Annotated in this window: 22 protein-coding genes; 18 read left to right on the top strand and 4 right to left on the bottom strand. The window is 68.2% G+C overall.

From position 1 onward, the window contains the following. The first annotated feature begins 2 nt into the window (after positions 1-2). The 5 genes from LRP66_RS08925 (at position 3) to LRP66_RS08905 (ending at position 5,013) form a co-directional block, all read left to right on the top strand. Complete coding sequence (locus LRP66_RS08925; protein WP_230482149.1) at positions 3-818, top strand: 3-keto-disaccharide hydrolase; 816 nt, start codon at positions 3-5, stop codon at positions 816-818. After that, on the top strand, positions 815-1,390 hold the full coding sequence (locus LRP66_RS08920; RefSeq protein WP_230482148.1) for a gluconate 2-dehydrogenase subunit 3 family protein: 576 nt from the start codon (positions 815-817) through the stop codon (positions 1,388-1,390). Before LRP66_RS08925 ends, LRP66_RS08920 begins: the two co-directional genes overlap by 4 nt. Beyond that, on the top strand, positions 1,387-2,220 hold the full coding sequence (locus tag LRP66_RS08915; protein WP_230482147.1) for a sugar phosphate isomerase/epimerase family protein: 834 nt from the start codon (positions 1,387-1,389) through the stop codon (positions 2,218-2,220). Before LRP66_RS08920 ends, LRP66_RS08915 begins: the two co-directional genes overlap by 4 nt. 29 nt (positions 2,221-2,249) lie before the next feature. Continuing rightward, a complete protein-coding gene (locus tag LRP66_RS08910; RefSeq protein WP_230482146.1) occupies positions 2,250-3,932 on the top strand; it encodes a GMC family oxidoreductase in 1,683 nt (560 codons plus the stop codon). Positions 3,933-3,993: 61 nt separating this feature from the next. Further along, positions 3,994-5,013 carry a LacI family DNA-binding transcriptional regulator gene (locus LRP66_RS08905; RefSeq protein WP_230482145.1) on the top strand — a complete coding sequence of 340 codons (1,020 nt, stop codon included), beginning with the start codon at positions 3,994-3,996 and terminating at the stop codon, positions 5,011-5,013. Positions 5,014-5,037: 24 nt separating this feature from the next. On the opposite strand, the gene LRP66_RS08900 is transcribed toward LRP66_RS08905, so the two are convergent. Next, positions 5,038-6,057, bottom strand: a complete 1,020-nt coding sequence (locus LRP66_RS08900) for a class 1 fructose-bisphosphatase (protein ID WP_230482144.1) — start codon at positions 6,055-6,057, stop codon at positions 5,038-5,040. A gap of 209 nt (positions 6,058-6,266) precedes the next feature. Between LRP66_RS08900 and epsC the strand changes: the two genes are divergently transcribed. The 11 genes from epsC to LRP66_RS08845 all read left to right on the top strand — a co-directional run bounded on the left by epsC (position 6,267) and on the right by LRP66_RS08845 (position 16,359). After that, positions 6,267-7,250 carry a serine O-acetyltransferase EpsC gene (gene epsC / locus LRP66_RS08895; protein WP_230482143.1) on the top strand — a complete coding sequence of 328 codons (984 nt, stop codon included), beginning with the start codon at positions 6,267-6,269 and terminating at the stop codon, positions 7,248-7,250. Continuing rightward, positions 7,247-7,987 carry a gamma-glutamyl-gamma-aminobutyrate hydrolase family protein gene (locus tag LRP66_RS08890; protein WP_230482142.1) on the top strand — a complete coding sequence of 247 codons (741 nt, stop codon included), beginning with the start codon at positions 7,247-7,249 and terminating at the stop codon, positions 7,985-7,987. Before epsC ends, LRP66_RS08890 begins: the two co-directional genes overlap by 4 nt. Before the next feature lie 129 nt (positions 7,988-8,116). Further along, a complete protein-coding gene (locus LRP66_RS08885) occupies positions 8,117-8,962 on the top strand; it encodes a fumarylacetoacetate hydrolase family protein (RefSeq protein WP_230482141.1) in 846 nt (281 codons plus the stop codon). Positions 8,963-8,978: 16 nt separating this feature from the next. Then, positions 8,979-9,950: a 2-hydroxyacid dehydrogenase gene (locus tag LRP66_RS08880; RefSeq protein WP_230482140.1), complete on the top strand. Its 972-nt coding sequence runs from the start codon at positions 8,979-8,981 to the stop codon at positions 9,948-9,950. Then, positions 9,940-10,722: a kinase gene (locus LRP66_RS08875; protein WP_230482139.1), complete on the top strand. Its 783-nt coding sequence runs from the start codon at positions 9,940-9,942 to the stop codon at positions 10,720-10,722. The genes LRP66_RS08880 and LRP66_RS08875 overlap by 11 nt, the downstream gene beginning before the upstream one ends. 131 nt (positions 10,723-10,853) lie before the next feature. Next, positions 10,854-12,161 (top strand): L-fucose:H+ symporter permease, encoded by a 1,308-nt coding sequence (gene fucP, locus LRP66_RS08870; RefSeq protein WP_230482138.1) that lies wholly within the window; start codon positions 10,854-10,856, stop codon positions 12,159-12,161. Beyond that, positions 12,161-12,892 (top strand): SDR family oxidoreductase, encoded by a 732-nt coding sequence (locus tag LRP66_RS08865; RefSeq protein ID WP_230482137.1) that lies wholly within the window; start codon positions 12,161-12,163, stop codon positions 12,890-12,892. The genes fucP and LRP66_RS08865 overlap by 1 nt, the downstream gene beginning before the upstream one ends. Then, the gene (locus tag LRP66_RS08860; RefSeq protein ID WP_230482136.1) at positions 12,889-13,776 is read left to right on the top strand and encodes an amidohydrolase family protein; all 888 of its coding nucleotides are present in this window, start codon (positions 12,889-12,891) and stop codon (positions 13,774-13,776) included. Before LRP66_RS08865 ends, LRP66_RS08860 begins: the two co-directional genes overlap by 4 nt. Continuing rightward, the gene (locus LRP66_RS08855; RefSeq protein WP_230482135.1) at positions 13,773-14,843 is read left to right on the top strand and encodes an aldo/keto reductase; all 1,071 of its coding nucleotides are present in this window, start codon (positions 13,773-13,775) and stop codon (positions 14,841-14,843) included. Before LRP66_RS08860 ends, LRP66_RS08855 begins: the two co-directional genes overlap by 4 nt. Then, entirely contained in the window at positions 14,840-15,139 is a 300-nt protein-coding gene (locus tag LRP66_RS08850; RefSeq protein ID WP_230482134.1) for a UxaA family hydrolase, read from the top strand. Before LRP66_RS08855 ends, LRP66_RS08850 begins: the two co-directional genes overlap by 4 nt. A gap of 8 nt (positions 15,140-15,147) precedes the next feature. Beyond that, on the top strand, positions 15,148-16,359 hold the full coding sequence (locus LRP66_RS08845) for a UxaA family hydrolase (RefSeq protein ID WP_230482133.1): 1,212 nt from the start codon (positions 15,148-15,150) through the stop codon (positions 16,357-16,359). Positions 16,360-16,502: 143 nt separating this feature from the next. Here LRP66_RS08845 and LRP66_RS08840 read toward each other — a convergent pair whose 3' ends face one another. Together LRP66_RS08840 and LRP66_RS08835 are read right to left on the bottom strand one after the other, a co-directional pair. Then, a complete protein-coding gene (locus LRP66_RS08840; protein WP_230482132.1) occupies positions 16,503-17,639 on the bottom strand; it encodes a mannitol dehydrogenase family protein in 1,137 nt (378 codons plus the stop codon). Then, the gene (locus LRP66_RS08835; RefSeq protein ID WP_230482131.1) at positions 17,636-17,974 is read right to left on the bottom strand and encodes an L-rhamnose mutarotase; all 339 of its coding nucleotides are present in this window, start codon (positions 17,972-17,974) and stop codon (positions 17,636-17,638) included. The genes LRP66_RS08840 and LRP66_RS08835 overlap by 4 nt, the downstream gene beginning before the upstream one ends. A gap of 151 nt (positions 17,975-18,125) precedes the next feature. On the opposite strand from LRP66_RS08835, the gene LRP66_RS08830 reads away from it, so the two are divergent. Then, positions 18,126-19,142 (top strand): zinc-binding alcohol dehydrogenase family protein, encoded by a 1,017-nt coding sequence (locus LRP66_RS08830; protein ID WP_230482130.1) that lies wholly within the window; start codon positions 18,126-18,128, stop codon positions 19,140-19,142. 73 nt (positions 19,143-19,215) lie between these two features. Beyond that, positions 19,216-20,040 (top strand): IclR family transcriptional regulator, encoded by an 825-nt coding sequence (locus LRP66_RS08825; protein ID WP_230482129.1) that lies wholly within the window; start codon positions 19,216-19,218, stop codon positions 20,038-20,040. Here LRP66_RS08825 and LRP66_RS08820 read toward each other — a convergent pair. Further along, positions 20,034-22,526, bottom strand: coding sequence for a sulfite reductase flavoprotein subunit alpha (locus tag LRP66_RS08820; RefSeq protein WP_230482128.1), 2,493 nt, complete (start codon positions 22,524-22,526; stop codon positions 20,034-20,036). The two genes, LRP66_RS08825 and LRP66_RS08820, sit on opposite strands and share 7 nt — an antisense overlap. Positions 22,527-22,537: the final 11 nt, after the last annotated feature.

Genomic DNA, 22,537 nt, shown 5'->3' with positions numbered 1-22,537 from the left:
CGATGCGGGCATTTCCATTGATCGCCGTGGCGCTGGCGAGCGGCGCGATGGCACAGGACAAGCCGGGGCTGGGGTTTCGCGACACCCCGATCCTGCCCGGCGGCAAGTGGCACGTCCACGATCCCGACCGGCCCGCGCCACGGGTCGTGACCCCGTCCGCGCAACCCGGCGGCGCGCCGTCCGATGCGGTGGTGCTGTTCGACGGGCGCTCGATGGATGCGTGGACGCCCAGTGGCAAGGCCTGGCTGCTCAAGGACGGCGCGATGACCGTGCCGCCGCGCGACGGCAAGGCGGAGAGCGTGCTGGTGTCGAAGCAGAGCTTCGGCGACGTCCAGATGCATCTCGAGTTCCGCTCCCCCAACCCGCCGCAGAAATCGTCGCAGGATCGCGGCAATAGCGGCATCTGGTTCATGCAGCGCTACGAGGTGCAGATCCTCGACGGCTATAACAACCCCACTTACGCCGATGGCCAGGTCGGCGCGGTCTATGCCTGGAAACCGCCGCTGGTGAACGCCGCGCGCAAGCCGGGCGAATGGCAGAGCTACGACATCATCTTCGAGCGGCCGCGCTTCGGCCCCGATGGCAAGCTGCTTCGCCCCGCCTACGTCACCGCCTTGCTGAACGGGGTGGTCGTCCAGAACCATCAGGCGATGCTGGGCACGACCATCTGGCGTCAGGTGGAGAAGTACCAGGCGCATGGCGATGCCGCGCCGATCCAGCTTCAGGATCACGATTCGCCCGTTTCGTTCCGCAATATCTGGGTCCGTCCGCTGCCGCCCGAGGCGATCGCGCAGGACCTGCCGGAGGATGCCCGATGATCGACCGTAGACACGCACTGGCGGGGATCACCGCCATGTTCGGCTCCGCGCTGTTCGCGCCCATCGCCCGCGCGGCGGGGGCGGTGGAGCAGGCGCGCGGGGCCATCCCCGTCATCTCCGACGGCCCGCCCAGCGTCGCCATCTTCACGCCGGTCCAGCGCGCGACGATGGTCGCGCTGTCGGAGCGGGTGATCCCGACCACCGACACGCCGGGCGCGATCGCCGCCAAGGTGCCCGAGTTCATCGAGAAGATGCTCGCCGACTGGGCCAGTCCGGACGACAAGCTGCCGATCATCGCCGGGCTCGACGCGATCGAGGCGCGCAGCCAGAGCGTCAACCGGGTCTCCGCCGCCAAGGCCACGCCCGCGCAGCAGGACACGCTGCTGACCGAGGCGATGGAGGGCGTACTGCCCCAGGGCAAGGCGTTCTTCGAGCCGTTCCGACAGCTCGTCATCACCGGCTATTACACGTCGGAGATCGGCATCACCCAGGAGCGCGAATATCTGCCCGTGCCCGGCGAATATAACGGCGCCTTCCCCTATTCTCAGGTCAACAAGGTATATTCGGCATGATCGATCGTCGTTCGCTGATGGGCGCCGGGCTGGGTCTTGGCGCGGCGGCACTGCTGCCGGGCGCGGCGCAGGCGGCGCAACTGGGCCCGATCGGACTTCAACTCTATACGATCCGCGAGCTGTTCTCGGCCGATCCGGTCAAGACGCTCGAGGCGGTGGCGCGGATCGGCTATCGCGAGATCGAATATGGCGGCGGTGGCTATGACGCGATGGACCACGCCATGCTGCGTCGGACGCAGGACCGCCTCGGCCTGAAGGCACCGTCGGTTCATATCGGCTATGACGCGCTGCGCGACAATTTCGACAAGTCGGTGGCGATGGCCAAGACGCTTGGCGCCGATACCGTCGTCCTGCCCTATATGACCGACGAGCATCGCACCGAGGCGGCGTGGAACGCGGCGCTGCCCAACTTCAACCGCTTCGCCGAAGGGTTGAGGAAGGCCGGGCTCGGCTTCGCCTATCACAACCACGATTTCGAATTCACCAACAAGCCCGGCGGCGTCAGCCTGTACGACCGGATGCTCAAGGCGACCGACCCCGCGCTCGTGAAGCTGGAGATCGACCTTTACTGGGCGATCCATGCGGGTCAGGACGCGGCGGCGCTGATCCGGCGTCATGCGGGCCGCATCTATGCCTATCACGTCAAGGACGCGCGCGCCGATGGCAGCATGACGGCGGTGGGTGCCGGCAAGATCGATTTCGCCGCCCTGTTCAAGCTCAACAGGCTGGCGGGCGTGAAGCATTTCTATGTCGAGAACGACCAGGCGCCCGCGCCCTATCTCCCCGACATCACGACCAGTTACCGGACGCTGCGCGCCTTGCGCTTCTGACACGATAATAAGACTTTAGGAGGATAGCCATGGCGGCGACGAACCGTTTCGACGCGATCGTGATCGGGTCGGGAATCAGCGGCGGTTTCGCCGCCAAGGAATTGACCGAAAAGGGCCTGCGCGTCCTGATGCTCGACCGGGGCGTCATGGTCGAACATGGCGAGGGCTATCCCTATGACGGCAAGCCCGCCTTTGAGGTGCCCGCACGCAACATCATGCCCAAGCCGCTGGTAGAGAGCGATTATTTCATCGCCAAACAGGGCTATGTCGCGCCCAGCAACCAGAAATTCTACAATGACGACCGACTGAACCCCTATGCCTATGACGAGGGGAGCAAATTCTACTGGATCAGGCCGGGCGCGGTCGGCGGCAAGTCGCTGATCTGGGGCCGCTGGTCCTTCCGATGGAGCCCGGACGATTTCGAGGCGAACAAGCGCGAGGGCGTCGCCGCCGACTGGCCGATCCGCTACGACGATGTCGCGCCGTGGTATTCCTATGTCGAGAAATATATCGGCGTGTCGGGCTCGCGCGAGAACCTGCCCTATCTGCCCGATAGCGAATTCCAGCCGCCCATGCCGATGAACGTCGCGGAGAAGTGGCTGAAGGAACGGCTGGAAGGTCAGTTTCCGGGTCGCAAGCTGATCCACACCCGCCTGTCCAACATGACCGAGGACAAGCCCGACCAGAACCGCACCAAATGCCAGTTCCGCAACCAGTGCGGCAATGGCTGTTCGTTCGGCGCCTATTTCTCGACCCAGGCGGTGACGCTTCCGGCGGCGCGCGCGACCGGTCGACTGACGCTTCAGTCGGACGCGGTGGTGACCGGCATCGACTATGACCCCGCCAGGAAGAAGGTAACGGGTGTCCGCTTCGTCGATGCCAAGACCGGACAGGCGCAGACGGTGAATGCCAATCTCGTCTTCGTCTGCGCCTCGGCGATGGCCTCGGTGCAGATCCTGATGAATTCGCGCGCCAACGGCTCGGGACGCAGCCATTTCGACAGCAGCGGGACGCTGGGGCGCTATGTCATGGATCATATCTTCCGCGTCGGCGTGTCGGGCGAGATTCCCGGCATGGACGACCTGATCGAATATGGCCGTCGTCCGGGCGGGGTCTATGTCCCGCGCTTCCGCAATCTGAAGGGCGACGAAGGCCTCGGGTTCAAGCGCGGCTATGGCTATCAGGGTTCGGCCTATCGCAACGCGGCCAAGCCGGTCGGTTTCGGGGCCGAGATGAAGCACGGAATGCGCCGCTATGGCCCGTGGCAGTTCAGCATGGGCGCGTTCGGCGAATGCCTGCCCTATGAGGACAATCGCGTGTCGCTCCATTCGAGCAAGGTCGACCGGTTCGGCGTCCCGCTGATGAAGTTCGACGTGACCTTCCGCGACAACGAATTGAAGATGATGGCCGATGCCCGGCGCGAGGGCGAGGCGATGCTGCGCGCGGCGGGCCTGAAGAACGTGACCAGCGGCGAGCAGGAGCATGTCCCCGGCGACGCGATCCACGAAATGGGCGGCGCGCGCATGGGTGCCGACCCGCGCACCTCGGTCCTCAACAAGTGGAGCCAGGCGCATGACGCCTCCAACCTCTATGTCACCGACGGCGCGCAGATGGCGTCGGTGTCGTGCGTCAATCCGTCGCTGACCTTCATGGCGCTGACCGCCCGTGCGGCCGACCATGCGGTCAAGGGTTTGAAGGCGGGCGCCGTCTGATCGAAGGTCCGATCATCACCGATGGCCAAGAGGGGGCGGCTGCGCTAGCGGACCGTCCCCTATGACCATCAAACGACCCGAAGGCGTCACCATCCGCGCGGTCGGCGAGCGCGCGGGCGTGTCGGCGATGACCGTCTCCAACGTCATCAACGGCGTCGGTCGGGTCAGCCCGCCGACCCGGGCGGCGGTGCTCGCCGCGATCGACCAGCTCGGCTATGTCCCCAATGTCGCCGCGCGGCGCCTGGCCAAGGCGCGCGCCACGACCCTGGGCCTGCTCTACAGCGACAGGCGGACGCCGTTCATCGACTCGGTGCTCCTCGGCGCGCTGCGTGCGACCAATGCGCGCGGGTTGCAGTTCATCGCCCAGGCCGAGGAAGGCCTGACCCGCGCGGCGGTTGAGGCGGCGGTGCGCGCGCTGGTGCAGAGCGGTGCGGCGGGGGTCCTGCTGGTCCCGCCCTTCGCCGAACTGCTCAGCGGGTCGGGGCTGTTCGCGGAGCTGGGCGTCGCGGCGGCGGCGATCGCGACGGGGCAGGGGCTGCCCGACATCTCGACGGTACGGGTCGACAATCGCGCGGCGATGGCGGCGATGACCCTGCATGTCGTGCGCGCGGGTCACCGGCGGATCGGCTTCGTCGCGGGGCCGCAGAGCTTCTCGGTCGCCGATGAGCGGCTGGCGGGCTTTCGTGACGGCATGGCGGCGAGCGGGCTGGCGGTCGATCCGTCGCTGATCGTGCGCGGCGGCTTCGAACCGGCGACGGGCGCGGAGGCGGGACGGGCCATGTTGTCGCTGCCCGAGCGGCCGAGCGCGATCCTGTGCAGCAGCGACGACATGGCCGCCGGGCTGATCGGCGAGGCGCACCGGCGCGGGCTGCGCCTGCCGCAGGATCTGGCGGTGACCGGTTTCGACGACACCGCGATCGCGGCACGGCTCTGGCCGCCGCTGACCGTGATCCGCCAGCCCGTCGGCGACATGGCGTTCCGCGCGGTGGAGCAGGTCCTCGCGTCGCTGCGGTCGCGACAGGTCGAGGATCTGGTGGTGGAGTTCGAGCTGGTCGGGCGGGAGTCGGTCGGGCGGGGGTAGCTTTCGCGAGCGCCCCCTTACGCGTCACCCCGTCCGCCCATATTCCGCGATCATCGCCACCTCTTCGGCGTCACCCAGTACCACGCCGACCCGCTGGTGCAGGCCGATCGCCTCCACGTCCATGATCCGGGTCGCGCCGTCGATCGACGCGCCGCCCGCCTGTTCGATCAGGAAGCTCATCGGATTCGCCTCGTACAGCAGCCGCAGCTTCGCCTTGCCCGCATTGCGGTGATCGCCGGGATAAAGGAATACGCCGCCCCGCTTCAGGATGCGGTGGATGTCCGCCACCATCGAGGCGGTCCAGCGCATGTTGTAATCGACGCCGCAAGGCCCCTCCGCCCCGAGGATCCGTTCCTCGATATAGCGGGCGATGCCGGGCGACCATTGGCGGCGGCGCGCCATGTTGATCGCGAATTCGCACGTGCCCGAAGGAATACGCATCGGTCCGTCGGTCAGCCGCCACGATCCCAGCTCGCGGTCGAGCGTGAACTCGTACACGCCCTCGCCGACGGTCAGCACCAACAGCGTCTGCGGCCCGTAGATCGCATAGCCCGCCGCCACCTGCGCGCGGCCGGGCTGGAGAAAGTCGGCCTCGGTCACCTCGCGACCCGCGCAATCCTCTGGCGCGCGCAGCACCGAGAAGATGGTGCCGACCGACAGGTCGACATCGACATTGCTCGACCCGTCGATCGGATCGAACAGCAGCAGATATTCGCCCTTGGGATAGCGGTTGGGGATGCGGTGGATCGTCTCCATCTCCTCCGACGCCATCGCCGCCAGATGGCCGCCCCATTCATTGGCGTCGAGCAGCAGGTCGTTGGCGATCACGTCCAGCTTCTTCTGGACCTCGCCCTGGACATTCTCGCTGCCCAGCGAGCCCAGCACATCGCCCAACGCACCCTTGGAAATCGCCTGGTTCACCGCCTTGCAGGCACGCGCCACCGTCTCGATCAGCAGGCGGAGCTCGGGGGGACAGGTTTCGGGCGATCGGCGCTGCTGCTCGATCAGGAAACGGGTCAGCGTCGTCTGGCGCGGGGTGGTCATCGTCGCACGGCTCCGGGGACAAGGATGGGGACGATCGACCTTGCGGGCTCCCTTCCCGCCGGGCCGAGCCATGCTGGCACGCGCCTCCATGCCCAAGCCCCGGATCATCCGCAACCGCACGTTAAGACAGACCCGTGCTTTATAGGGACGTAGCATTTCTGTTATATCCCACCGCGAAGCTGGGATATGATGAGGGTCGGAGGATCGTGATGACGACCAGCAAGCTGACCGCCGCCGCCCGTGTTGCGGAGGATGCCGTGACCGGGACGACCGGGATCGACGGCATCGTCTCCGCCTTGCGCATCGCGCGCCAGGGCTGGCGGCAGCGCCAGGATGCGGGACGCGATGTCGAGCGTTTTCCCTCGCGCGCCGGGGTCGAGGACGTCGTCGCGCTGGTCGCCGCCGCGCTCTATCCCCGCCGCCTCGGCCATTTCCGGGGATCGCCGGTGCAGGAGGACCGCTTCGTCGCGGCCAAGCTGCTCGCCGCGCTGACCGCGCTCGAACGCGAGATCGGGGCGGAACTCGCCTATTGGCAGAAGGATGCCGATGCGGCCTTTCCGCCCGAACAGGCGGCGCTGGTCGCGCGGCTGTTCGGTGCGACGCTGCCGCAGGTCCGCGAACGGATCGACAGCGATGTCGAGGCGGCGTTCCTCGCCGACCCGGCGGCGCGCAGCGTCGATGAGATACTGCTCTGCTATCCCGGTGCGATCGCCAGCCTGCATCATCGCATCGCGCATGAGCTGAACGCGCTGGGAGCGCCGATCGTCGCGCGGATCATCTCCGAGCTTGCCAATGAGCGGACCGGAATCGACATCCATCCCGCCGCGACCATCGGGCGGCATTTCTTCGTCGATCACGGCACCGGCGTCGTCATCGGCGAGACCGCGATCGTCGGCGAGCGGGTGCGGGTCTATCAGCATGTGACGCTGGGTGCGCGCTCCGCTTTGGGCACCGCGCCGCGTTCGCCGCGCGACCGTTTCGCGCGGCATCCGATCGTCGAGGACGACGTCATCATCTATGCTGGCGCGACGGTGCTCGGCCGGGTTACGATCGGCGCGCGCTCGGTGATCGGGGGCAATGTCTGGCTGCTGAGCGACGTCGCGCCGGACAGCGTCCTGGTCCAGCCGGAGGCGCGGGCCTTGCAGCGGGCGGAGGGGCGCGCGCTGCGACAGGAGCTGGAGCGGACGGCATGACGCGGACACGCAAGCCCATCGTCGGACTGATGTGCGGCAACGAGGTCGCCGGTCGCCCGATCCAGGCGGTGGCGACGCGCTTCATCGAGCCGGTGGTGCGGCTGTGCGGCGCCAGCGTGGTCATGGTCCCCGCCGTTCGCGACGCGGTCGACCCGATCGCGATGGCGGACATGCTCGACGGGCTGTTGCTGACTGGCGGGCGTTCGCACGTCGAGCCCGCGCAATATGCGGATGACGGTCATCTGGCGCGCCATCTCTGCGATCCCGAGCGGGACAGCGTCGCGCTGTCGCTCGCCGGGAGGATGATCGAGCGGGGCAAGCCGGTCTATGGCATCTGCCGGGGAATGCAGGAGATCAACGTGCTGTTCGGCGGTACGCTGACCTGCCTCGGCGGCTTGCCGCGCCATCATCGGGGATCCTGGGACGGGGATTACGAGGCGTTGTTCGGCCATCGCCATCCGGTCGAGCTGATGGCGGGCGGGGTGCTGGCGGGGCGCAGCGGTCACCGGCGGCTGGAGGTCAATTCGGTGCATCAGCAGGGCGTCGATCGGCTGGGCTATGGCCTGGTGGTCGAGGCGCGCGACAGCGAGGATGGCCTTATCGAGGCGTTTCGTGCGCCCGGATGCGGCGCCGATGTCTTGGCGGTGCAATGGCATCCCGAATGGGAAAGCGCGCAATGCCATGTCGCGCGCAGCTTCTTCACCTTGCTCGGAGAGTCGCTGCAGGGACGTGCCTGATCGATACGGCACAAAAATCGCACTATCATATTTGCAAGTGGAATCTCAGGTCGACGGTCGATAAGAAGGCGTTGGTAAGAAGGCGGGGACAAGGTGCCCAGCGCGCCCCGTGGAACAGGAGAGCCGTCGATGAAGCTGCTGCGTTATGGTGAACCGGGACATGAGCGCGCGGGACTTCTGGATGCGGACGGGCGGATCCGTGCGCTGCCCGAGGCGATGGGGGATCTGGCCGGTGCGAGGCTGAGCCCCGCCGGACTGGCGGAGATCGCCGCGCTCGACCCCGCCACGCTGCCGCTGGTCGAGGGGGAGCCGCGGCTGGGCTCGTGCGTCGCACGGCCCGGCAAGTTCATCTGTATCGGCCTGAACTATCGCCTCCATGCCGCCGAGAGCAACCTGCCGATCCCCGCCGAGCCGGTGGTGTTCGGCAAGTGGTCGAGTGCGGTCGTCGGCCCCAATGATGATGTCGAGATCCCGCGCGGATCGGAAAAGACCGACTGGGAGGTCGAACTGGGCGTCGTGATCGGCACCCGCGCGCGTTATGTCGACCAGGCGTCGGCGCTCGACCATGTTGCCGGCTACTGCGTCATCAACGATGTCAGCGAGCGTGCCTATCAGCTCGAGCGCGGTGGCACCTGGGACAAGGGCAAGGGCTGCGACACCTTCGGCCCGACCGGTCCCTGGCTGGTCACCGCCGACGAGGCGGGCGATCCGCAGGCTCTTCGCCTGTGGCTGGACGTCGATGGCCACCGCTACCAGGATGGCAACACCAGCGACATGATCTTCACCGTCGCCGAGATCGTGTCGTACCTCAGCCAGTTCTGCACGCTGGAGCCGGGCGACATCATCTCGACCGGCACGCCCAAGGGCGTCGGCATGGGGCAGAAGCCGCAAGTCTATCTGCGCCCCGGCCAGACGGTGCGTCTGGGCATCGACGGCCTGGGCGAACAGACGCAGCGCTTCGTCGCGGCGGCGTGAATAGAGGGGGCGACGCATGACCGGACGGCCCAGCCTGTATGTCACGCGTCGCCTGCCCGACGCGGTCGAGCGGCATCTCGCGCAGCATTGGGATGTGACGCTCAGCGAGGATGACCGCGCGCCCGATCGGGCGACGCTCGCCACGGCGATGACGCGGTATGACGCGCTGTTGCCGACGATCAGCGACCGGATCGATGCCGAACTGCTCGGGGCGTCGGGGCGGACGGTGCGGATCATCGCCAATTACGGCGCGGGGGTCGATCACATCGATCTGGACGCCGCGCGTGCGGCAGGGGTGGTCGTGACCAACACGCCCGACGTGCTGACCGAGGCGACGGCGGAGATCGCGATCCTGCTGATGCTGATGGCCAGCCGTCGTGCGGGCGAGGGCGAACGCGAGTTGCGCGCGGGGGCCTGGACCGGCTGGCGCCCCTCGCACCTGATCGGGCAGGGGCTGTCGGGCAGGACGCTGGGGCTGGTCGGGTTCGGCCGGATCGCGCGGGCGACCGCCGTCAAGGCGCGCGGGCTTGGCATGTCCATCCTCTATGCCAGCCGCTCGCCCGCCGCGCCCGAGGTCGAGGCGGCGCTCGGGGCGACGCGGGTCGACTCGATGCTCGAACTCGCGCGCCGGTCGGATGTCCTGTCGCTTCACGTGCCGGGGGGCGAGGGCACGCATCACATGGTCGATGCGACGCTGCTCGCCGCGATGCCGCGCCATGCGATCCTGGTAAACACCGCGCGCGGTTCGGTGGTCGACGAGGCGGCACTGGTCGAGGCACTGGCGGACGGGCGGATCGCGGCGGCGGCGCTCGACGTCTATGAGCGCGAACCGGCGGTGCATCCCGGCCTGCTCGCGCATCCGCGCACCGTCCTGCTGCCCCATCTGGGCAGCGCGACGATCGAGGCGCGTACCGCGATGGGGATGCGCGTTGCGGCCAATCTCGACCGCTTTTTCCGGGGCGAGGCGCCGTCGGACCGTGTCGCCTGAAGACGCCGTCGCCGCGCTGGTCGAACAGCGGCTGACCCTGCATCGCGGGGATCGCCCGCTGGTCCTCGGGCTGTGCGGGGCGCAGGGGAGCGGCAAGTCGACCATCGCCGGACGGCTGGCGGCCCGCTTCCCCGGCTCGGCGGTGCTGTCGCTCGACGATCTCTATCGCACGCGTGACGAGCGCATGGCGTTGGCGCGGCAAGTCCATCCATTGTTCGCGACACGTGGTGTGCCCGGCACGCACGATGTGGATCTGGGCGTGGCGACCATCGCGGCCGTGCGCGCCGGCCGGTCGGTCGCCCTGCCGCGCTTCGACAAGGCGGTGGACGATCGCGCGCCGGAGTCCGGCTGGCCGTCATCGCCGCCGGATTGTCGCCTGCTGATCTTCGAGGGCTGGTGCGTCGGCGCGGTGGCGGAGGATGACGCGGCGCTCGTCGCGCCGGTCAACCGGCTGGAGGCGGAGGAAGACCCGAACGGGATCTGGCGTCGATACGCCAACAGCGCATTGGCGCACGACTATCCCGCGTTGTTCGACACGCTCGACATGCTGGCCCTGCTGATGCCGCCGGACTGGCCGACGGTCCTGCGCTGGCGGACCGAGCAGGAGGGGGCGCTGGGCGCGCGGGCAATGACCCCGGCGCAATTGTCCCGCTTCGTCGGCCATTATGAGCGGCTGACCCACCATATCTGGCGCGAGATGCCGGATCGGGCCGATCTTGCGCTTCGCCTGGCCGGGGATCGCAGCCTCGCGTCCATCGATCGGACGGCCTGACCCACGCCTTTGTCCTTGCCAATCGACCGGCTCCGGACGTAGGATTACGCCTATAAAATACAGATTTCATGGAGAAGGAGTGCCCCGATGGTGGCGGATCGAGCATCCAGCGGAACGAGAGGACGGTAACGATGGCCATTCCCGCCGATCTGCCGGTCGACAGGCTGGCCGCAGCCACGTCGGACCCCGAGGGTTCGACGCGTCGCTACCTGCCCGCGCTCGTCATCACGGTCAGCCTGTTCTTCCTGTGGGGCATGGCCAACAATCTGAACGACATTCTGATCGCGCAGTTTCGCAAGGCCTTCACGCTCAGCGACTTCGGGACCAGCTTCGTCCAGCAGGTCTTCTATCTCGGCTATTTCCTGCTTGCGGTGCCCGCGTCGCTGGTGATGCGGCGTTATGGCTACAAGGCGGCGATCGTGCTCGGCCTGACGCTCTATGGCACCGGGGCGCTGCTCTTCTATCCGGCGGCGGCGGCCAGCCTGTACCAGCTGTTCCTGCTCGGCCTGTTCGTGATCGCGGCGGGACTGGCGTTCCTCGAGACCTCGGCGAATCCGCTGATGGGCGAGCTGGGCGATCCGGCGGGTGCGACGCGGCGGCTCAACTGGGCGCAGGCGGCCAATCCGCTCGGCGCGATCACCGGTATCCTGATCGGGCGCTTCTTCATCCTGTCGGGCATCGAGCATGACGAGTCCGCGTTGGCGACGATGGACAGCGCCGCCCGTGCGGCCTTCTACAAGGCCGAGGTGCAGGCGATCGCGCCGCCCTATGTCGCGATCGCGATCGTCGTGCTGCTCTTCGCGCTGGCGACGGCATTCGTGCGCTTTCCGACCGGCACCCCGGTTCGCGCGGGCGAGGGCGGCGGCAGCGGGCGGTTCGTCGACGTGTTCCGTCGCCCACGCCTGCTTGGCGCGGTGGTCGCGCAATTCTTCTATGTCGGCGCGCAGGTCGGCGTGTGGAGCTACACCATCCGCTATGCGCAGGCCAATGCGGGGCTCGGCGAGCGGGGCGGGGCCGACGCGCTGTTCGTCTCGCTGGTGCTGTTCGCGGCAGGACGCTTTCTGGGCAGCGCGCTGATGGCGAGGCTGGCACCGGTCAAGCTGCTGACGATCTTCGCGTTCGTCTCGATCGTGCTGACCGCCGTCGCCGCGATCCTCGGCGGATGGCCCGGGCTGATCGCGCTGGTCGCCGCCAGCTTCTTCATGTCGATCCAGTTCCCGACGATCTTCGCGCTGGGGATCGAGGGGCTGGGGCCGCTGCGCCGGGCGGGTGCGTCGCTGATCGTCATGGCGATCATCGGCGGCGCCGGGCTGACCGCGCTGATGGGGCTGGTGTCCGACCGGGCGGGGATCACCGCCGCGATGCTGGTCCCGACGGTCAGTTTCGCGGTCGTCATGGGCTTTGCCATATTGATGAAGCGTCACAAGGAGATGAACTGATGGGCCGTTTACAGGCCAAGCGTGCGATCGTGACCGGCGCGGGCCAGGGTATCGGCCGCGCCGCCGCCGAACTCTTCGCGGCGGAGGGCGCGCAGGTGATCGCCGTGGACCGCAATGCCGAGGCGCTGGCGTCGCTCCGGGGTTGCGAGACCCAGGTGCTCGACCTGCTCGACCCGTCGGCGATCGCGGCCTTCGGCGAGCGGACGGGCGCGGTGGACGTGCTGTTTAACTGCGCGGGCTATGTCGATGCGGGCGACCTGCTGGCGACGCAGGACGCCGGATACCGGCTGTCCTTCGACCTGAACGTCCATGCGATCACGCATATGTTGCAGGCCTTCCTCCCCGCGATGATCGCGGCAGGTGGCGGCGCGATCGTCAACATGGCGTCGGTCGCGGGCGCGGTGATCGGCGTCGGCAATCGCTATGCCTATTGCGCGTCCAAGGGCGCGGTGGCTGGCATCACCCGCTCGGTCGCGCTCGACTATGTCGGCAAGGGCATTCGCTGCAACGCGATCTGCCCCGGCACCGTCCAGTCGCCGAGCCTGGACGAGCGTCTGGCCGCGACGGGCGATGCAGAGGCGGCGCGTGCGGCCTTTGTCGCGCGCCAGCCGATGGGACGGCTGGGCCGGGCCGAGGAGATCGCCGCGCTGGCGCTCTATCTCGCCTCGGACGAAAGCGCCTACACCACCGGGCAGATGCACGTCATCGACGGCGGCTGGACGATGGCGTGAACCAGCAGCGCCCGCCCTTTGTCGATGCGCATTTCCATCTCTGGGATCACGGCGTGCTGCGTTATCCCTGGCTGGACGATGCGGCCAACGCCGCGATCGCCGGGGATTATCGGATCGCCGACTACCGGGCGGAACTCGCCGCGTGGAATTTGGTCGGCGCGGTACATGTCGATGCGGGCGCGCATCCCGATCAGGGCGCGGACGAGACGGTCTGGTTGAACCGCGTCGCCGATGCGGACGAATTGCCGAGCGGTGTCGTCGCACGGGTCGAACTCGATCATCCCGCGGTCGAGCCGCAACTGGCGTGGCAGGCGGCGCACCCGCGCGTGAAGGGGATTCGCCATCTCATCAACTGGCATCCGAGCGACGCCACGCGCCGGGCCTATGATCGCGATCTGACCCGCGATCCGCGCTGGCGCGAGGGCTATGCGCTGCTCGGGCGCTATGGGCTCAGCTACGACTTTCACGGCTTTCCGCCGCAACTGGCGGGGCTGGCGGAGATTGCGGGGGCACATCCGGAGGTGCCGGTCATCCTCAACCATCTCGCACTGCCGATCCCGGCGGACGGGCTGGAGGAGTGGCGCGCCGGACTGGCGGCCTTCGCCGCCATGCCCCACGCCGCGATCAAGCTGTCGGGCGCGGGTTTCGTCGGGCCACGCTTCGACCCCGCCGGTTTCGCCGACATCGTCGCCGAAGTGATCGACCGGTTCGGCACACGGCGGGTGATGGTCGCGACCAACTTTCCGACCGACCGGCTTGCCGCCGATCTCGACCGGACGCTCGGCGCCTATGAGACGCTGCTCGGGGAATATTCCGATGATGAGCGGCGCGACCTGTGGGGCCGCAACGCCAACCGCATCTATCGACTGGACCTGGATCTATGATTGACATTCCCCGCCGGTCGGTGGGTCGGACCGGTTGCCAGCTCCCCGAACTGGGCTTCGGGGCGGCGGCGATGGGCAATCTCTACGCCGCGATGAGCGATGCGCAGGCCGCAGCGACACTGGAGGCGGCGCTGGCCGCTGGCTTTCGGTATTTCGACACCGCACCGCATTACGGCCGGGGCCTGAGCGAGCGGCGGCTGGGCGATGCGCTGCGCGGGCTGGGCGATGCGCTGCGCGGGCTGGGCGATGCGCTGCGCGGGCGGGGGGACGTCATCGTCTCGACCAAGGTCGGGCGGTTGATGGACCCGGATGCGAGCATCACCGACGATCGCGAGCGCGACGGCTTCCACACCGCCATGCCCTTCCACATGCGCTACGACTACACGCATGACGGCATACTGCGCAGCCATGAGCATAGCCTTCAGCGGCTGGGGCTGGCCAAGGTCGATCTGGCGTTCATCCACGACATCGGTCGCGTCACGCATGGCGAGGCGGATGCGAGATATCGCGAGCAACTGATCGCGGGCGGCGGGCTGAAGGCGCTCGAGCGGCTGCGCGACGAGGGCGCGATTTCCGGCTTCGGGCTCGGCGTGAACGAGGTCGATGTCTGCCTGGAGCTGATGGGGGTGGCGCGGTTCGACGTCATCCTCCTCGCCGGGCGCTATACCTTGCTGGAGCAGGGGGCCCTCGACGCACTGTTCCCCGCTTGCGCGAAGGCGGATACCGCCATCGTCGTCGGGGGGCCCTATAACAGCGGCATCCTGGCGACGGGCAGCGATGCCGCCGCCCGCTACAACTACGCGCCCGCGCCCGCCGCCGTGCTGGACAAGGTCCGCGCGCTGGAAAAGGTCGCGGCGCGTCACCATGTCCCGCTTCCCGCCGCCGCGCTCGCCTTCGTCCTCGCGCATCCCCAGGTCGCGAGCGTCATTCCGGGCATCGCCGATCCGCAACAAGTGGCCGATACCATGCGTCTTTATGCCGAACCCATCCCGTCCGCCTTCTGGGCGGAGCTGCGCGCGGAGGCGCTCGTCCGCCCCGATGCTCCCGTTCCGGGGGACGCGGCATGAACGTCGCGGCGATCCGTCTGACCCCGACCGACAATGTCGCGGTCTGCTGCCGCACCGTCGAGCCGGGCGAACATATCGTCGTCGACGGCCATGACCTGCTGATCACCGAGCGCGTGGCGCTGGGGCACAAGCTGGCGGTCACCGCGCTGGCGACCGGCGACAAGGTCATCAAATACGGCATGCCCATCGGCTCGATGACGCATGACGCGCCCGCCGGAGGCTGGGTTCACATGCACAATATGCAAAGCGACTATATTCCCGCGCATCTGCGCGACGCGCACGGAGATCATGCATGACCGAGGGCATGACTGGACGGACTTGGCAGGCCTGGGCACGTCCCGATGGCCGCAAGGGCATTCGCGACGCGATCGTCGTCGTCTATCTCGTCGAATGTGCGCATCACGTCGCGCGGCGGATCGTCGACCGGATGGACGACCCGCGCGTGCAGTTGATCGGCTTTCCCGGCTGCTACCCCAATGACTATGCGCTGGCGATGATGAAGGCACTGACGACGCATCCCAATGTCGGCGGCGTCGTGCTGCTGTCGCTGGGCTGCGAGAGCTTCAACCGCGAGGCGCTGGCCGCCAATGCGCGCGAGCAGGGGCGCCCGGTCGAAACCGTGGTGATCCAGCAGTCGGGTGGCACGCGCGGGGCCATGGAGGCGGGGATCGCCGCCGTCGAACGCGTCCGTGCGGCGGCGGATGCGCAAGCCGTCCGCGTGCCGATGACCATGTCCGAGCTGGTGATCGGCACAATCTGCGGCGGGTCGGACGGGACCAGCGGCATCACCGGCAACCCGGCGGTCGGCCGCGCCTTCGACGCGCTGTACGATGCGGGCGCGATCTGCATCTTCGAGGAGACCGGCGAGATGATCGGTTGCGAGGGCCATATGGCCGAGCGCGCCGCGACGCCGGAGGTTGCGCAGGACCTGATCGCCTCGGTCGCGCAGGCCGAACGCTATTACCGTGCGATGGGCTATGGCAGCTTCGCGCCGGGCAATGCCGAAGGCGGCCTGTCGAGCCAGGAGGAAAAGTCGGCGGGCGCCTATGCCAAGTCGGGCTGTCGCCCGATCACCGGCGTGATCCTGCCCGCCGAACAGGCGCCGGGGCCGGGGCTGTATCTGCTCGACGTGGTGCCCGCGGGCGATCCGAAGTTCGGCTTCCCCAATATCGTCGACAATGCCGAGATCGGCGAGTTGATCGCGTGCGGCGCGCATATCAACCTGTTCGTGACGGGGCGCGGCTCGGTGGTCGGCTCGGCCATCTCGCCGGTCATCAAGGTCGCCGCCAATCCCGAGATGTATGCGCGGATGGAAGGCGACATGGACGTCAATGCCGGTCGCATCCTTTACGGCGACGCGACGCTGGACGAGGTGGGGGCGGAAATCGTCGACCTGATCGTCGCGGTGTCGGCGGGCGCGGAGACCAAGTCCGAAGCGCTGGGGCATCAGGAATTCGTGCTGACCTACAAGGCGGCGGGTGCCAAGGGGCCCGCCTGTCTGCCGCACGCGGCGTGAGGTTCGACGTCGCTCGGCCCGAGCGGGGGTGGTAGGGGGGAGGGCTCAGGTGGAATGGCCTCCACCGCTCTCCCCGACCTCCGTTCGGCGCGTGCGACGTCGACGGCGAAGCGATTTCATTGCTACGCGCGGCGGGCGGTACGTCAGGCCCCGCCCTTCGCCAGCGCCCGCAATTCCGGCATCGCGACCGATTGCCCCGTCGCGTCGACCCAGCGCAGGAACGCGCCCACCCGCTTGTCGATCTTCGCCACATGGCCGGAGAAGATGTCCGACAGCCGGTGATCGAGAAACGGATTGGCGAAGCGTTCCAGCGTGGTCGCGGCATAGCCCCTCGCGTCCTCCGCCAGCCCGTGTGCCGCGAAGCCGGGAATGACCTCCTCCGCCATCACCCGGTCGAGCGCCGCGCGCGTATCCGCATCGGCAAGCGCCGCACGGACGGTCTGGTCGTCCGCGCCGCCGCGCCCGTGCCAACGCGCGGCAAGCCAGCTATGGCCGAGATTGAGGATGTGGAGCTTCAATCGCTCATAGCGCTCCAGATCGTCGGTCTCGACGATATCCGGATGGGTGAAGGGCAGGACCAGCCCCGGCTGCCGCTCGATCGCCCAGAGCGCATAGGGCTCGGCAACCGCACCGGCGGGGTGGAGCGGCTCGCTGACGATCCGGTCGACCAGCGTATTCGCCCAGAGGCACGCGCGCTCCAGCCAGTCGAGAAAAGCGGCGTCGCGCCCCTGCTCGCGCGCCAGGCCGGTGACGAGACGCTTCAGCGTATCGCCGTTCCGCGCGACCAGCTCGCAGGGCAGCATGGTGACGCCCGTGCCGCCCGCTCGCCAACGTCGATGCAGCAGCTCGGTCATCATGCCCGCGAAACTCACCGGCGCCACTCCATCCTTCGGCGCGACGCGGTCGGTGTCGGCGACGCTATATCCGCTGTCGCCGGTGTTGGAGACGATATGGGTCATCTCCGCCTCCGCCAGCCCGACCAGTCGATCCCAATCACTGGCGGCGCTCAGGCCTTCGCGAACGCTGTCGACCGTGACGGTCCGCTCATAGGGGGCTCCGTCGCGCAATCCCCGGATGATGACCGGAAACCCGGCGGGATCGGCAAAGCCCGCCAGCCTTCGCGCGCGCTCGGGGTCGCGGGTGGTCTGAACGATGACGATCGGCGGAACCGTCTGGCCCGCCGCTCGCGCTTCCGCCGCGAACAGGTCGACATGCGCCTGGAGGAAGCGGCTGGTCCCGAATTGCAGGATGCAGGATCGGGGCGGGGTGGCCTCGGTCATTGCGCATCCAGCGAATAGATGCGGTCCATCGCGACCCATTTCTCGCCCGGCGCGGCGTGGGGCAGCGGTTTTTGGAACCGGTCCATCGCCGCCTCCCACCGCGCGTCGGTGGCCGCCAGCTCGGCGGGGATCGCGCGTGGCCAGTCGTCCGCCACCTCCGCGATCATGAACAGCCGATCGCCGGTGCGCCAGATCTCCATCGACAGGAACCCCTTGGCCCGGATCGCCGCCGTCACTTCGGGCCAGGCCTGCCCGGCCGCATGGGCATGTTCATATTCGGCGATCAGCGCGGCATCCGCGACCAGATCGAGCGCAAAACACAGGCGTCGGGCCATATCCGGCTTCCTCTCTTCGTCATCTCGGCTGCCCAAAGCGCACGAAGCATGCGTCCGGAGCAATTATTCGAGCAGACTAGCCGTAGCGGGCTAGCGCTACAATGGCATATGTGAGAGCATGGTCGCATATAGGAATGTGGAAGAGGGTGGAATGAAGGCACTGGTCTGCGTGCAGCCGAATGAGATCCGGGTGGAGGATCGCCCCGCGCCGGTGCGAGGCGAGGGCGAGGTGCTGTTGCGGATGCGCAGGGCCGGAATCTGCGGCACCGACTATCATATCTATGGCGGCAAGCACCCGTTCCTCGAATATCCCCGCCTGATCGGACACGAGCTGGCGGGCGAGGTGGTCGAGGCGCCGTCGGGTTCACGCTTCGCGATCGGGCAGGTGGTGACGATCAATCCCTATATCGCCTGCGGTACGTGCCGCGCCTGCCGTCGGGGCAAGCCCAATTGCTGTGCGCGGATCAGCGTGCTGGGCGTCCATTCGGATGGCGGGATGTGCGAGATGCTGTCGGTGCCCGAGGGCGCGGTGATCGACGCGGAGGGCCTGTCGCTCGATCAGGCGGCGATGATCGAGTTCCTCGCGATCGGCGCGCATGCGGTGCGACGCTCCATGCTGGCGGCGGGCGAGGAGGTGATCGTGCTGGGCGCGGGGCCGATCGGGATCGCCGTCGCCTTGTTCGCGCGGATCGCGGGCGCGGGGCGGATCGTCCTGGTCGACACGCGGGCGCCGCGCCTGGCCTATGCCCGCGAGAAGCTGGGCTTTGCCGAGGGTGTCGTCGCCGATGACGCGATGGCCGAGGCGCTGTCGGCCATGACGCATGGCGAGATGTTCGACCATGTCTTCGACGCCACCGGCAACATCCATGCGATGCGCGCCGGGCTCAACTGGCTGGCGCATGGCGGCAGCTTTACGCTGGTCGGCGTGTGCAAGGACGATCTGGTGTTCCCCGATCCCGAATTCCACAAGCGCGAGACGACGTTGATCGGCAGCCGCAACGCGCTGTCGGTGGATTTCGATCATGTCATCGCCAGCATCCGCAACGGCGCGATCCCGACCGACGCGATCCGCACCCACACGCTGACGCTCGACGAGGCACCGAACCGTCTGCCCGAGCTGATCGCGGAGGCGGATTCTGTGCTGAAGGCGATCGTCACCATCGCGTGACACGGCGCCTGCGCGACGCCGCTTGCCCGGCGCGTCATGCCGCCCTAATCCCATGACGATGGAGGGGAATGGCATGACGGCTGAGGGCGGCAAGACCGGCGAGGGACGTATCCGCAAGGGCAGCTATGCCGCGCCGGCGCTGGACAAGGCGTTCCTGATCATCGAGTTGCTGGCCAGCCACCCGCAGGGTATGCTGGTCAGCGAGATGGCGACCGCGCTTGGCCGCTCGCTGGGCGAGTTGTTCCGCATCGTCGTGGTGATGGAAGAGGCGCGTTATCTCGAGAAGTCGCCGATCGATGATCGGTATCGGGTGACGTACAAGTTCCTGGACATCGCCTATCGCGCGACGCCCGCGCGGCAGCTGACCGCCGCTGCGCTTCCCGAGATGCAATCGCTGGCGCTGACGGTGGGGCAGTCCTGCCATCTGGTGGTGATCGAGGGTGGTGCCGGGCTGGTCATCGCGCGCGAGGAAAATCCGGGCACGCGCGGCTTCGCGCTGCGCATGGGGGCGTCGATCGATATCGTGACGAGCTGCTCCGGCAAGGTGCTGCTCGCCTTCGCGCCCAAGGCCCAGCTCGGCCGGATCATCGACCGGGTCGAGCTGGCGCAGGGGCGGCCGATCGGCCGGACGCGGCTCGCCGAGGATCTGGAGAGGGTTCGCGCGCAGGGCTATGAGTTGCGCGAAAGCCCGATCACGCGCGGTGTCACCGACATCAGCTACCCCGTGTTCGGCTTTGGCGGGGAGTGTATGGCGGCGCTCACCATCCCGTTCCTGGAGACGATCGACGGATCGCAATCGGTGACGATCGAGGAGGCGCGCCGCATCCTCGCCGCGACCACGGCGCGCATCTCGCAACAGCTCGGCCACCGGGCGGAGGATCGCGCGGCGGCTCAGTAGATGTCGCGCGCGTAGCGGCCGCTCGCCGCCAGATCCTCCAGCACCTCGTCGCCCAGGATATCGGTCAACAGGCGATGCACGTCGCCCGCCATGCCCTTCAGGCTGCCACAGACATGGATCGCTGCGCCCGCCGCGACGGCATCGCGGATCGTCTCCGCCGAATCCGCCAGCACATGCTGGACGTAGCGCGGACCATGGCCGAGCCGCGACCAGGCGGTGGCCATGCCCGACAGGGTTCCGCTGTCGAGGAGCGCCTGGCGCTCCGCACGGTGATAATCGTCATGATCGGGGTGCCGCTCGCCCCAGAACAGCCAGACCGGGCCGCCGCCGCTCGCCGCCCGCGCGCGCAGATGCGCGAGCAGACCCGCCAGCCCGGTCCCGTTGCCGATCAGCAGCATCGGCGTGGCGGGATCGGCGGGCGCGTGGAACGCGGCGTTGCGGTGGACACGCGCCCGCACGACCGAGCCGATCGCCGCGCCCTGGCATAGCCAGCCCGAGCCCAGACCCGGCAGGCCGTCCTCCGCCATGGCCAGCCGGACGATCAACTCGGCGCGCCCTGTGACGGGGATCGAGGCGATCGAATATTCGCGGTGGGCGAGCGGGCGCAGCGTTGCGGCGTCGAAGCCGGGACCGGCCCCGACGGGAAGGATGCTGTCCATCAGCCGCCCACGCAGGTCGGGCGTATCGGTCAAGCCGGTGGCCGCCAGGAACGCCTCGACCCGGCGAACATCCTGTCGCGGCAGGATTTCCAGTATGTCGCCCGCCGCCCAGTCCGCCGGGGGCTCCACCGGCTCCAGCGCGATATGCCAGGTTTCGCCGCCGCTGCTGCCCGGATTGAGCAGGCGTCGCTCGACCAGCCGCCACTCGGCCATCGGCGCTGGGGCCCAGTCGGGCTGGTCGGTCCGCGCGCCGAGGCTGGCGAGCTGCTGCTGCCAGAGACGCTGTGCGTCGGCATCCTCGCCGTCCTGCTCGATCACGTCGAACAGCCGCTGGGCGCCACCGCTGTGCAGCCACTGGTCGATCCGGTGGCCGAAGGCGCAGAAATCGGGATATTCGCGGTCGCCCAGGGCCAGCACGGCGTATGAGAGGTGCGAGAAATCGTCGGGCGCCCGCGCCATGATCCGGGCAAAGCCGCGCGCGGCATCGGGCGGCTCGCCCTCGCCATAAGTGCTGGCGACGACGAACAGCCTGTCGACCCGCGCCAGTTGCATGGGCGTCAGCGCGGCGATGGGCAGCGCGGCGGCACCGGGCATCGCCTGCGCGGTCAATCGCGCGATCCGCTCGGCGGATCCGGTCTGGCTGGCATAGGCGACGAGGGTTGTCGCCGTTCCGGCGGGAACCGGGGCGATATCGGTCGGCACCGCGCCGAGTGCGGCCTTTCGTCGCCGCCGTGCGAAATACAGCAGAAAGCCGGTGATGGTGAACAGCGGCATGGTGAGGCTGGTCAGCGTCATGACGATCCGCCCGGCCAGCCCGAAATAGGCGCCACGATGGATCTCATAGACGCTCGTCACGATATCGTCGCCCAGCGGTCGCTGCGCATAGGGCTGGTCGGCGGTGACGCGCGCCGTGGCGGCGTCGATGCTGAGTTCGTCGGATACCCGGTCATGGCGGCCATCTGGCAGCTTGGCGCGGAACTGGACGCTGCCGTCGCGGACGGTCGCGGTGACGCGCTCATAGGCGCGGTTTGCGGTCGCCCGTTCGAAGGAACGCCATGTCGCGGCGAGGTCGACGGGCGCGTCGTCGTCTGCCCCGCGACGGCGCTTGCCGCCTTCGCGCGGCCCGTGCGACGCCTGCTCGCTCGACAGGAGATGCCGGACGCCGGTGCGATACCAGTCATAGGACCACCAAAGCCCCGTCCCCGCGCTGATGAGATAGAAGATCAGGACCCAGCCGCCGATGACGGCATGCAGCGCGCGGTACAGGTTCCGTCCGGTCATCCGTAGGTCAAGCACGAACCAGTTGCGCCAGTCGAGCGGCTTGCGCGGCCAGCGCAGATAGAGGCCGGACAGCGCGAAATAGATCAGCGACAGCGCGGCGAAGCCGGTGATCTGCCGACCGAAACCGTTGCCCTTGCCAGGGAGCGCAAGCCAGCGATGGAGGTTCTCCACCGTCTCGAAAAAACCTGACCCGCGTGGCTCGCCCAGTATCCGGCCGGAGGTCGGATCGACATAGCCCCGCAGCCGCTTCTTCGCGTCGCCGAGCGCATAGGTGACGAACGCCGCCCTTGTCGGGTCGCTCTCGACCACCAGGCGCGAAATGCGCGTATCGGGGTGCTGGGCGCTGATCCGCGCGATCAGGGCGGGGGCGGCCAGCGGCGCGCCGCGTCCCGGCGCGACCGTCACGATGCCGGGATTGGTCGCCGCCAGTATCTCGGGCTCGAAGCTGATCAGGGCGCCCGTCACAGCCATGACGGCCAGTACCAGCCCGGCGGTGATCCCGAGGAACCAGTGAATCTGGAACAGCACGCTACGCGTCGATATCACCGGCCCGACAG

Source organism: Sphingomonas sp. Leaf21 (genome assembly GCF_916858675.1).
Lineage (GTDB): Bacteria > Pseudomonadota > Alphaproteobacteria > Sphingomonadales > Sphingomonadaceae > Sphingomonas.
Note: the sequence above shows the minus strand (reverse complement) of the source record. Positions and strands in the feature narration are given on the sequence as shown.